Annotated in this window: 8 protein-coding genes and 2 tRNA genes; all 10 read right to left on the reverse strand. The window is 45.2% G+C overall.

Going from position 1 to position 11,552, the window contains the following annotated elements; translation table 11 throughout:
* Positions 1-10: 10 nt before the first annotated feature.
* The 10 genes from rpsO to ACHUFN_RS01610 all read right to left on the reverse strand — a co-directional run bounded on the left by rpsO (position 11) and on the right by ACHUFN_RS01610 (position 11,552).
* On the reverse strand, positions 11-280 hold the full coding sequence (gene rpsO / locus ACHUFN_RS01565) for a 30S ribosomal protein S15 (protein WP_071814580.1): 270 nt from the start codon (positions 278-280) through the stop codon (positions 11-13).
* A gap of 122 nt (positions 281-402) precedes the next feature.
* Positions 403-1,374, reverse strand: a complete 972-nt coding sequence (truB, locus tag ACHUFN_RS01570) for a tRNA pseudouridine(55) synthase TruB (RefSeq protein ID WP_394220573.1) — start codon at positions 1,372-1,374, stop codon at positions 403-405.
* A complete protein-coding gene (gene rbfA / locus ACHUFN_RS01575) occupies positions 1,375-1,776 on the reverse strand; it encodes a 30S ribosome-binding factor RbfA (RefSeq protein WP_394220574.1) in 402 nt (133 codons plus the stop codon).
* Positions 1,777-1,891: 115 nt separating this feature from the next.
* Entirely contained in the window at positions 1,892-4,498 is a 2,607-nt protein-coding gene (gene infB, locus ACHUFN_RS01580) for a translation initiation factor IF-2 (protein ID WP_394220575.1), read from the reverse strand.
* 24 nt (positions 4,499-4,522) lie between these two features.
* Positions 4,523-6,019 carry a transcription termination factor NusA gene (gene nusA, locus ACHUFN_RS01585; protein ID WP_039224077.1) on the reverse strand — a complete coding sequence of 499 codons (1,497 nt, stop codon included), beginning with the start codon at positions 6,017-6,019 and terminating at the stop codon, positions 4,523-4,525.
* Positions 6,020-6,064: 45 nt separating this feature from the next.
* The gene (gene rimP / locus ACHUFN_RS01590) at positions 6,065-6,523 is read right to left on the reverse strand and encodes a ribosome maturation factor RimP (protein ID WP_014949254.1); all 459 of its coding nucleotides are present in this window, start codon (positions 6,521-6,523) and stop codon (positions 6,065-6,067) included.
* A gap of 301 nt (positions 6,524-6,824) precedes the next feature.
* Complete coding sequence (locus ACHUFN_RS01595; RefSeq protein WP_394220576.1) at positions 6,825-7,826, reverse strand: response regulator; 1,002 nt, start codon at positions 7,824-7,826, stop codon at positions 6,825-6,827.
* A gap of 14 nt (positions 7,827-7,840) precedes the next feature.
* Positions 7,841-11,176, reverse strand: a complete 3,336-nt coding sequence (locus ACHUFN_RS01600; protein ID WP_394220577.1) for an MHYT domain-containing protein — start codon at positions 11,174-11,176, stop codon at positions 7,841-7,843.
* Between the two features lie 171 nt (positions 11,177-11,347).
* Positions 11,348-11,424, reverse strand: a tRNA-Met gene (locus ACHUFN_RS01605).
* A gap of 53 nt (positions 11,425-11,477) precedes the next feature.
* Positions 11,478-11,552 (reverse strand) — tRNA-Met (locus ACHUFN_RS01610).

Raw genomic sequence — 11,552 nt, forward strand, 5'->3', positions numbered from 1 at the left:
AAACCTAGTCTTATCGACGTAGACCTAGACGCTTGATTAGGTCAAGGTAACGCTCAGCGTTCTTGCCTTTAAGGTAGTCTAGAAGCTTACGGCGTTGGCTAACCATACGTAGAAGACCACGACGTGAGTGGTGATCTTTCTTGTGATCAGCAAAGTGACCTTGAAGCTTGTTGATGTTGTGAGTAAGCAAAGCAACTTGAACTTCTGGTGAACCAGTGTCGCCTTCTTTTACGCCGTACTCAGCAATGATGTTTGCGGTTTCTGCTTTAGTTAGTGACATATCATTCTCCTAATATTAATGCTTCGCCGATCACTAATTCAGCAAAGCGGAATGAGCGCCGTATTATAATGACGTTTACAGACTTAGCAAGCCATAAACGTCTTTATTTCTACCGGTATAGTTTACGAGTAAACTACTCTACGCTTTGGATTAACAAAGATTTCCTGTTTAGGTACACCTTGATCTTTCGGGTCTAGCACACCTTCCCCCACGCCAAGAAATACGCCCTGGGTGTCGACACCATGATACACGCGATACGACGTTCCTTCGCGTAACGGCTCACTACACAAGCCTTTTACAGATTGCCCGTTATCAAATCGATTTCGTTCGGCATCATTAATGGTGACAAACGGTAGGCGGCTTACTGCGGTATCCATAGGTATTAGTAGGTCATCAAGTGCTTTGAAGTCACCTTCTTCTAGCGACTCCTGAATTTCAATAAGCCTATCTAGTGATACCATTTTACCGGTGGGATAGTCAGCGACTTCAGTGCGGTGTAACCTTGTTACGTAAGCACCACAGCCAAGATTCTGGCCTAGGTCGTCTACTATAGAGCGGATGTAAGTGCCCTTACTACATTTTATGCGCATGTCGACATACGGTAATTCAATGCGCAATACGTCGAGTTCATACACCTCAATATCTCGAGGCTCACGCTCTATTTCAATACCTTGTCGTGCATAATGGTAAAGTGGCTTACCTTGATGCTTGAGTGCAGAAAACATAGATGGGATTTGTTTGCTCTTGCCTAAAAAAGCCAAACACGCTTGGCGTACCTGTTCGTCGCTCACTTCGACAGGCTTCTCTTCAACAACTTCACCGTCTGCATCTGAGGTGGTGGTGCGTATGCCTAGTTGTGCCGTGACTTCATAGGTTTTTTCAGCATCAAGAAGAAACTGTGAAAACTTAGTCGCCTCGCCAAGGCACAATGGCAACATGCCACTGGCAAGTGGGTCCAGCGCGCCAGTGTGCCCAGCTTTAGCTGCTTTATATAACCACCGTACTTTTTGTAGCAATTGATTTGACGAGCCACCCAGTGGTTTATCAAGCAATACTATGCCGTTAATATAACGGCCTTTACGACGTCTTGCCATCTACTCCTGCTCTTGTGAATCGTCTTTATCGCGTTTTGACTCATCGCTTGCGATGGTCTGTGATACAAGATTAGAAATGCGCATACCTTCAACAATCGACTTGTCTTCAAAAAAGTGAAGGTCTGGTACAGAGCGCATGCGAATGCGTTTTGCTAAAATACTGCGAATGAACTTTTTGTATTCAGCTAACTGCTTAATTTGCGCTTTGCTTTCTTCTTCAGTGCTGTTGTAGATAGTCACAAAGATTTTAGCGTGTGCTAAATCGCGTGATACATCAACGTCAGACACGGTGATTAAAGGCATATCACCTACACGGTGTTTGTATTCGTTTTGCAGAATGCTCGCTACTTCTTTATGAACTTGCTGAGCGACTCTGTCGGTACGTGAAAACTCACGAGCCATTGTACTCTCCTTTCCTTAAATAAACTTCGGGCATGCCTAGTAGTTTTGTGCCTATTACAGACAAAAACGGGAGCACTCGGCCCCCGCTTTTCACATGCCGAAGTAACTAAGGCAATTAAATTTCGCGCTTAACCTCAACGATTTCGAAGACCTCGATTTGGTCGCCTACTTTCACGTCGTTGTAGTTCTTAACGCCGATACCACATTCCATGCCGTTACGTACTTCTTGAACGTCGTCTTTAAAGCGACGTAGTGACTCTAGTTCACCTTCGTAGATAACTACGTTGTCGCGAAGAACACGGATTGGATTGCTACGCTTAACATTACCTTCGGTAACCATACAGCCAGCAATCGCACCTAGTTTAGGTGACTTAAATACGTCACGCACTTCTGCAAGGCCAATGATTTCCTGCTTGAATTCAGGTGCAAGCATACCGCTCATGGCAGCTTTCACTTCATCAATTAGGTTATAAATAACGCTGTAGTAGCGTAAGTCAATTTCTTCAGCCTCTAGTACGCGACGTGCTGTTGCGTCGGCACGAACGTTAAAGCCAAGAACGATAGCACCTGAAGCAGCCGCTAGTGTTGCGTCTGTTTCAGTGATACCACCAACACCACTACCCACAATGTTCACTTTTACTTCAGAAGTTGAAAGCTTAATCAGTGATTCTGAAATCGCTTCTACCGAGCCCTGAACGTCAGCTTTAAGAACAATGTTAAGTTCGCTCACATCACCTGATTCCATGTTTGCAAACATGTTCTCAAGTTTCGCTTTTTGCTGACGAGCAAGTTTAAGCTCGCGCTTCTTCTGATGGCGCTTAGCAGCAACTTCACGGGCTTTACGCTCGTCTTTAACTACCGCTGCGTCTTCACCTGCTACTGGAACACCAGATAGACCAAGAACTTCTACCGGTGTTGACGGGCCAGCAAGCTTCATCTCTTTTCCGTTTTCGTCGCGCATTGCACGAACACGACCGTACTCTTCACCACAAAGTAAAATGTCGCCTGCGCGCAGTTGACCTTCCTGAACAAGTACAGAAGCAACCGGACCGCGACCTTTATCAAGTCGAGATTCGATAACAATACCGCGACCAGGACCTTCAGCCACGGCTTGTAGGTCTAGTACTTCAGCTTGTAGCACGATAGCTTCAAGAAGCTCATCAACACCCATTCCTGTTTTCGCAGAAACGTTACAGAACTGATGCTCACCGCCCCACTCTTCTGAGATAACTTCTAGCTGAGATAGCTCAGTTTTCACGCGGTCTGGATCAGCAGTTTCTTTATCCATTTTATTTACTGCAACGATAAGAGGTACACCAGCAGCGCGAGCGTGCTGTACCGCTTCTTTCGTTTGAGGCATAACGCCGTCATCAGCAGCAACTACAAGAATTACGATGTCAGTCGCTGTAGCACCACGTGCACGCATTGCGGTAAACGCGGCGTGTCCAGGTGTATCTAGGAACGTTATTTCACCGTTATCTGTTTGTACTTTATAAGCACCAATGTGCTGGGTAATACCACCCGCTTCGCCATCGGCAACTTTAGCGCGACGAATGTAATCAAGCAGTGACGTTTTACCGTGGTCAACGTGACCCATGATAGTTACAACAGGCGCACGCGTGGTTTTCTCACCATCAGTGCCATCTGCCAACAATTCGTCTTCAAGCGCGTTGTCGTTCACAAGCTCGTACTTGTGGCCCATCTCTTCAATAACTAGTACCGCAGTATCTTGGTCTAGTACTTGGTTGATGGTTGCCATCTCGCCCATCTTCATCATCGTTTTGATAACTTCGTTGGACTTAATTGCAAGCTTGCTTGCAAGTTCACCTACCGTGATGGTTGCGCCAAGCTTAACAACACGCTCAACAGGTGCAGCTGGCTTGTTAAAGCCTTGCTTAAGATGCTCACCCGCGTTTTTCTTCGACTTACGACGACGACGAGATGAACGCTCTACTTGCATGTCCTCTTCATCTTCTGCTTCTTGCGCATAACGGTTAGAGTGCAAGTGAACTTCTTCAGCTTCTGCTTTCTTACGACGCTCTTCTTCTTCTTTCCAGCGACGCTCGTTTTCTTCAGCTAGTTTACGCGCTTCGTCAGCCGCTTTCTTCGCGTCTTCTTCAAGCTTCTTCTGCGCTTCTTCTTCTTGCGCTTTACGCAAACGTTCTTCTTCTTGACGTGCCGCTTCTGCTTCTGCTTTTTCAGCTTCCGTCAATTCAGGCTCGTCTGCTTTACGTGCTTCAGCTTCTTTCTTAGCTTGCTCTGCACGACGTGTACGCTCTTCTTCAGCAGCTTTTTTCGCTTCTTCAGCTTTGCGTGCTTTTTCTTCAGCGGCTTTCTTCGCTTCAGCTGCAGCTTTTTCTTCTGCTTCGCGCTTCAGACGAGCTTCTTCTTCAAGACGCTTCGCCTCTTCTTCCGCTTGGCGCTGTTGCTCTTCAATATCGCTGCGCTTAACGTAAGTGCGTTTTTTGCGTACTTCAACTTTCACTTCTTTAGACTTACCAACACTTAACGTGCTTGTTGTCTTACGCTTAAGTGTCATACGCGTCGGTTCAGCTGCGCTGCCGTGTTGCTTACTTAAATGATCCAATAGTTTTTGTTTCTCGTCTTCGTTTACCTGATCGCCGGCACTCTTAGTGATACCCGCGTCTTTAAACTGGCCAACCAATCGGTCAACGGTCGTACCAATGTCGCTGGCGAGCTTTTCAATAGATACATCTGCCATTACGTAATTTTCCCCCTGTTGACCTTACTCTTCTTCACTGAACCAAACGATATTACGAGCGGCCATAATAAGCGCGCCTGCTTTCTCTTCGTCTAGTTCATCGATATCACTGATATCATCGGTACCTTGTTCTGCTAACTCTTCTAGGTCAGTAACACCGCGGCTGGCCAACACATAAGCCACGTGTTTACTCATACCTTCAAGATTCAATAAGGCTTCTGTAGGCTCTGCACCCTCAAGCGATTCTTCGTTCGCAAGTGCACGCGTGGTCAAGAAAGCGCGCGCTCTGTTGCGCAGCTCTTCAACCATTTCTTCATCTAACCCTTCAACCGCTAGAAGTTCACTTGCTGGCACGTATGCCACTTCTTCTAGTGTTGTAAAGCCTTCATCTACTAGGACAGACGCGAACTCTTCATCAATGTCCAAACCAGCAGTAAATAGATCAAGTACCTTCGCGTTTTCTTCTTCGTGCTTCTTGTTGAGATCATCAACTGTCATCACGTTTAGTTCCCAGCCTGTCAGCTGGCTAGCTAGGCGAACGTTTTGACCACTACGGCCAATTGCCTGTGCTAGATTGTCAGCTTCAACCGCTACGTCCATGCTGTTGCTGTCTTCATCAACAACAATTGACGCTACTTCAGCTGGTGCCATAGCGTTGATAACGAATTGCGCCGGGTTTTCATCCCAAAGCACAATATCGACACGCTCACCGCCAAGTTCACCCGACACGGCTTGCACACGTGAACCACGCATACCCACACACGCACCTACTGGGTCTAGGCGTTTGTCGTTAGTTTTAACGGCAATCTTTGCGCGTGAGCCTGGATCACGAGCTGCAGATTTAATTTCTAGTGTCTCTTCCGCTATTTCTGGAACTTCTAAGCGGAATAGCTCAACTAACATGTCTGGGTGAGTACGGCTAATAAATAGCTGCGCGCCACGTGCTTCGGGACGGATAACGTAAAGAAGACCACGTACACGGTCACCCGGACGGAAAGTTTCACGAGGAAGCATGTCATCGCGGTAGATAACACCTTCAGCGTTGTTACCTAAGTCGATGATGATATTGTCGCGGTTAACTTTCTTAACCGTACCTGTAACTAGCTCACCTACTTTGTCTTCATACTCAGCAATCATTTGCTGACGCTCAGCTTCGCGCACTTTTTGTACAATTACTTGCTTCGCGGTTTGCGTAGTTATGCGGTCGAATTTGATAGATTCAATCTGTTCTTCCACATAATCGCCTAGCTGTATCTCTGGTTCGTCGATTTGTGCAGCAGAAATCGTAATTTCAGCAAATGGGTTTTCCTGTTCTTGATCATCAGGAATAACCAACCAGCGACGGAATGTATCAAAGTCACCAGACGTTCTGTCGATGCTTACACGAACTTCAATTTCGCCTTCGTTTTTCTTTTTGGTTGCACTAGCGATCGCAAACTCTAGCGCTTCAAAAATCTTCTCTCTAGGCACTTGTTTTTCATTTGAAACGGCTTCCGCCACTAACAAAATTTCTTTATTCATTTTCGCCTCTCTTTTGCTTTCGTCGATGAAAGCAGAGCTGTTCCGTTAATCGAACGTGGGAACAACGTTACCTTTTTCGATATTCGCCACAGCTAACTGGAACTGCTGGCCATCCACTTCAATACTTACAATGCCATTTTCGCACGCGAGTACTTTGCCTTTAAAATTACGTCTGTCATCCATTGGCATAGACAAACGAATTTGAACCACTTCACCCACAGACTCAATATAGTGCTTCTCTTTGAAAAGCGGTCTGTCCATTCCTGGTGATGACACTTCCAAGTTGTATTCAGTGCTAATTGGATCTTCAACGTCCAAAATCGCGCTAACCTGATGACTTACATCTGCACAATCATCTACGGTAATACCGTTTTCATGATCAATAAAAACGCGAAGAATAGAATGCTTCCCCGCTCGTACAAACTCGATGCCAACCAACTCAAAGCCCAGTGCTTCAACACCTGGCTCTAGCATTTCGGTTAGTTTCTCTTCAAGTTTTGCCAATGCAAACCTCCAAAAACGAAAAAAGGGCCTAAAGCCCACCTGTCATCACCCGGTGCAGCGAGGCTGACTCCAGGTTTTAATACAACAAAAAGCCCCGGACTAGCGGGGCTTTTATTAAAATTCTGAACCCATACCTGCCAACAAGGGCAGTTGCAAACCTATGGGTAAAACCACCGTTAGGTGATAGCTTGCTACAGATGAGTGCGTTACTTTCCTGTATTGAGGGAGCCCGCGCTCATCACTTAATGCGAACATTATACGTATAGGCGGCGCATTAAGCAACAGCCAAAAGACTTATGAGTTAGTCCTCGTCCTTAAATGTTGCCTTTATATCCAGAATTTTTGGCATGATTTCTATCATCAGATCGACAAGCTTTGGTTCAAAGTGCTTGCCTTTCTGGCTTTGCATAAAATCGACCGTTTTCTCGATTGTCCACGCTTCTTTATAAGGGCGTTTGCTGGTAAGCGCATCAAATACATCGGCAATGGCACAAATACGTCCTTCAATAGGAATATCCTCTCCCGCCAACCCTTTGGGGTAGCCGGTACCGTCCCACTTTTCATGATGAGTCAGTGACACAGACTTAGCCACTTTCAGTAAGTGAGAGTTACCGCAGTCACCTATTATTTCGGCCCCTATTTCTGGGTGATGCTTCATAGTTGCAAACTCTTCATCAGTAAGCTTGCCCGGTTTTAACATGATGCTATCAGCGATACCTATCTTACCGATATCATGCATAGGCGCTGCGTGCAGAAGAATCTCAGCCTGCTGCTTGGTAAGGCCGTACGCAAGGGCTAACTCCTTGGAGTAATGACTCATTCGCATAACATGCATGCCAGTTTCATTATCTTTGTATTCTGCGGCCTTACCCAAACGTTGCACCACCTGCAAACGACTATCCAGCAGTTCATCAACCTGCACTAAGCTAAGGTGAGTTTTAACACGGGCTTTAACGATGGCTGGCGATATTGGCTTAGTAATGTAATCAACTGCGCCAGCATCAAAACCTTCTGTTTCTTCATGCTCATCATTTAACGCAGTAACAAAAATAACAGGTATATGCTTAGTAACGCTATGTTGCTTCAATTGCCGGCATACTTCGAACCCAGTTAACCCCGGCATCATCACGTCAAGCAAAATTAAGTTAGGCTGTCTGCTTTGCGCCAGCTTTAACGCTTCTTCACCGTTTCTCGCAAAAATAAGCTGATAGTCATTGGCAAGCAGCTGTTTTAACACCCGCAGATTTACAGGTTCGTCGTCAACTAACAATAAAGTAGGTTTTGTGATTTCAATTTCTAACATGCCGACTCTCTGAGCTACTTTAATTCTTCAATTAATGCGGAAATGCGTTCATGAGCTAACTCAAATTCAAAATCATCGATATCTAGTAGGATTTGAGCAATATGTTCTTTGTGACTAGAACAGGCCACTTCACGCAAAAAGGTCAATTCACCTTCATCCACCATATTTTGCTCTACACTTCCAAGCATGGCTTCAAGATGACTAAGTAGCAATGCGTTATCAATACTTTCATTGATGGCACCCTCAGCATACAAAGGCGAGTCACTTAACATCAATTCAATTTTATTCAATGCGTCGCGAAGTCGATTAATATCATCTATCTTGACAACAGCTTTATATGCATGGGCTTCTATTTCCCTTGTGATATGGAAAAACGTTGTCAAACAAAGATTGCCTGACGCTCCTTTAAGCCCATGAGATAACGAAGCGACGACTTGATAATCTTCTCGAATTGCAGCGCTCATTAAATCGTCTATTTTTTCTCTACAGGTACTGGCGAATTTATCGACTTCTTGCAATACGGTATCTTCACTTCCCCACAACTTAATCGCCTTTGGAAGGTTCAGTACTGCTTTGTCGACATTAAGTGTAGGCTCGTGGGTTAAATTTCCTTCAGCGTTGTCACCATACTTACTGAAGTTTGCGTCAAACTTCACTACTCGAGCAATCTCTTCCATCAGTTGCGTAAAGTCGACGGGTTTATTGGCAAACCCCTCCATACCTGCTTGCTGTGCAGCATGTTTATCTTGAACTAAAACGCTCGCGGTGAGGGCAATAATTGGGGTCGGTGGCAAGCCTTGCTCTTTTTCATAAGCCCTACGCTGCTTGGCCGCCTCTAGACCATCTACCTTCGGCATTTGTAAATCCATCAGTACGACGTCAAATGACTGCGATTGCATTTTCTTAAGCGCAATTGAGCCATCGGTTGCCGTTTCTACCGAATGCCCTGAACGTTTAAGTAGCAGTGAAAGTAGCTCTATATTTTGTTGTACATCATCAACCACCAAAACATTTAGAGTAGAATTGATATTGGTTGCTTTTGCTTCGACGTTATCGGTGTTGTTCTCTTCTATTTCAACAACCTCTAACGGCAGTCTAAATGTAAAGACTGTACCCGCATCTTTCTCACTGGTAGCGCAAATGTTGCCGCCCATCAGTTCAACAAGCTGTTTAGATATTGTTGTGCCTAGGCCAGTGCCCCCGTACTTCCGGCTCATCGAGGCATCTGCCTGAGCAAATGGATCGAATACTCGCTCCACTTGCTCTCGAGTCATGCCTATCCCTGTATCTTTCACTTCGAAATAGACGAACTTGTTATCGTTTCTTACATTAACGATAACTTCACCTTCATGAGTAAATTTTACTGCATTGCCAATTAAATTATTTAGCACCTGTCTCATTCGTTCTGGGACCCCTCTGTACGCGTTTGCAACAGAAGGTTCAACATTCAACACAAGTTCAACTTTCTTGCGCTTCGCTTCTAACCAGAACGTTGAAATTACTAAGTCTAGTTCTTCACGAATTAAGAAATTGCGATAGTCTAAATCGAGTTTGCCTTTGTCGAGCTTCGCGCTATCTAAAATGTCGTTTAAAAGATGAAGCAACGAACGAGCAGAACGGTTAATCGTAGTAAGGTGAGACTTTTGCTCTTCGCGAAGCGATTCGCCTAACATAAGGTCGCTAAAACCGATAATGGCGTTCATGGGTGTGCGAATTTCATGGCTCATATTAGCAAGAAATGCAGTACGGGCCGCAGCGGCCTGCTCTGCTTTTTCTTTTGCAGCTTTTAACTCCTCTTCCATTACTCGTCTGTGTGTAATATCCGAAATGAAACCATCTACATAAAGAACGTTACCGTATTCGTCTTTAATCTGAACACCGTGCTCTGTTACCCACTTTATTTCTCCAGACTTTGCAATTATTCGATACTCATGTGAAAAAGCAGTGACGTCGCTTTCGACACGAGACATACGCTCTACATCGTCAGGGTGATACAAATCGGCGAATGATCGTTTCGGGTTTGGTAGCGTGAAATCTTCTGGTGGATACCCAGTAACTTCCAATACAGCATCACTAATGAAAACCATTGGCCAACCGGGCATGCTCAAACAGCGGTACGCCATTCCCGGAATATTAGAAATAAGGCTTCGGAATTTAGCTTCGCTTTCTCGCAGCGCGTCTTCCATCTCTTTTCGTTTGCGTAAATCAGACGCAAACGAGACGAACACTGGCTTTCCATCTATTTTGGTATAACCTACACCGAGGCGAACAGGAATACGCTTACCATCCTTTCTTAAAACCTCAACTTCTCTGCCAGCACCTATAATTTGTTCTATAGGCACTAAACGCTGACTAAAAAAGTCATCGCCATACAAATGGCGCCTTTCAGGAGTGACAACCTCAGCAGCGTGCATCCCAACGATTTCTTCTTGCGTATAACCGTAGATTTGTTCAACGGCTGGGTTTGCTGTTTTTATGATACCTTTGTCATCAACCGTAAGAATAGCGTCGACCGCGGTATCAGTTATTGCGCTTTGAATTCGCTCGCTTTCTATTGCCCTGACCATGACATCGCGGTATTTAAAAAGTAAGCTGATACCCAAAACCAAGGTGATTAACACTAAGGTTACGATTGCAATTGAAATCGAAAGAAAAACAGCGATATCTGAAGACTGAGATGACGTTTCTATGCCAGGCGGCAACACAAACCGCGCTGCAGCCATACCAGTATAATGCATGCCCGATATCGCAAATCCCATTACCACACTTGCAAGTAACGCGTGCTTACCGAGTAGTTTTTTAGTTTTAGTTGCTGCAGCGATGCCAAATTTAATCCACAACGAGAGCATTGCTAAACACACAGCAACAACAATTGAAAGCGCAAACATGCCTAGGTCGTAGCGAAGAAGCGGCGCCATTTCCATAGCCGCCATACCACTGTAATGCATGGTGCCAATTCCAGCTCCAACTAAAACGCCCCCCATAACTATTTCCGACAAGCTGATACGCGTTTTTGTCAGAAGGTAAAGAGCAACCCAAGCAGCAGCTACTCCAGGCACCGCTGACAAACCTGTAATTAATGGGTCATAATCAACAGGTAAACATAGTTCAAAAGCGGTCATACCAAGAAAATGCATAGACCAAATTCCACCGCCTAGTGCAACACTTCCGGTGCCAAGCAGTGTATTTCGCCTTAACCTATCTTCAGTAATTGCAGCTTGCTCGGCAACGTTAAAAGCCATAAAGGATGCAAAAACAGCCAATAAAAGGGACAGAGCAACGAGAGGAAAGTGATACGCACCTTCAATCAAGGTGGCATTCTCTTCAAAGGAAAAAAAACGAGAGATCATAACGCGGCGAAACTACCTATTGATTCAACTGTTAATGATGGCGGAGCGTTAACTTAGCACACTCATTGTTCATTGTAGAAGATTATTCAGAACAAAAATGCCGAAAAGGAAGTGAGATAAAAACACGTACGGCTGAAAAGAAAAAACCCAGCAAATGCTGGGTTTAATATGTGGTTGCGGGAGCAGGATTTGAACCTACGACCTTCGGGTTATGAGCCCGACGAGCTACCAGACTGCTCCATCCCGCGCTTGTACGTTAAGCACTGCCTTCGCAATACTTTAAAAATCTTTATAATTTCTGTGGTTGCGGGAGCAGGATTTGAACCTACGACCTTCGGGTTATGAGCCCGACGAGCTACCAGACTGCTCCATCCCG

It is taken from the genome of Alteromonas gracilis, from assembly GCF_043642145.1.
Classification (GTDB): Bacteria; Pseudomonadota; Gammaproteobacteria; order Enterobacterales; family Alteromonadaceae; genus Alteromonas; species Alteromonas gracilis_B.

Excerpts from the sequence above, each read along its gene's own strand:
- rpsO (WP_071814580.1), bottom strand. The coding sequence starts at position 280 with ATGTCACTAACTAAAGCAGAAACCGCAAACATCATTGCTGAGTACGGC.
- truB (WP_394220573.1), bottom strand. The coding sequence starts at position 1,374 with ATGGCAAGACGTCGTAAAGGCCGTTATATTAACGGCATAGTATTGCTT.
- rbfA (WP_394220574.1), bottom strand. The coding sequence starts at position 1,776 with ATGGCTCGTGAGTTTTCACGTACCGACAGAGTCGCTCAGCAAGTTCAT.
- infB (WP_394220575.1), bottom strand. The coding sequence starts at position 4,498 with ATGGCAGATGTATCTATTGAAAAGCTCGCCAGCGACATTGGTACGACC.
- nusA (WP_039224077.1), bottom strand. The coding sequence starts at position 6,019 with ATGAATAAAGAAATTTTGTTAGTGGCGGAAGCCGTTTCAAATGAAAAA.
- ACHUFN_RS01595 (WP_394220576.1), bottom strand. The coding sequence starts at position 7,826 with ATGTTAGAAATTGAAATCACAAAACCTACTTTATTGTTAGTTGACGAC.
- ACHUFN_RS01600 (WP_394220577.1), bottom strand. The coding sequence starts at position 11,176 with ATGATCTCTCGTTTTTTTTCCTTTGAAGAGAATGCCACCTTGATTGAA.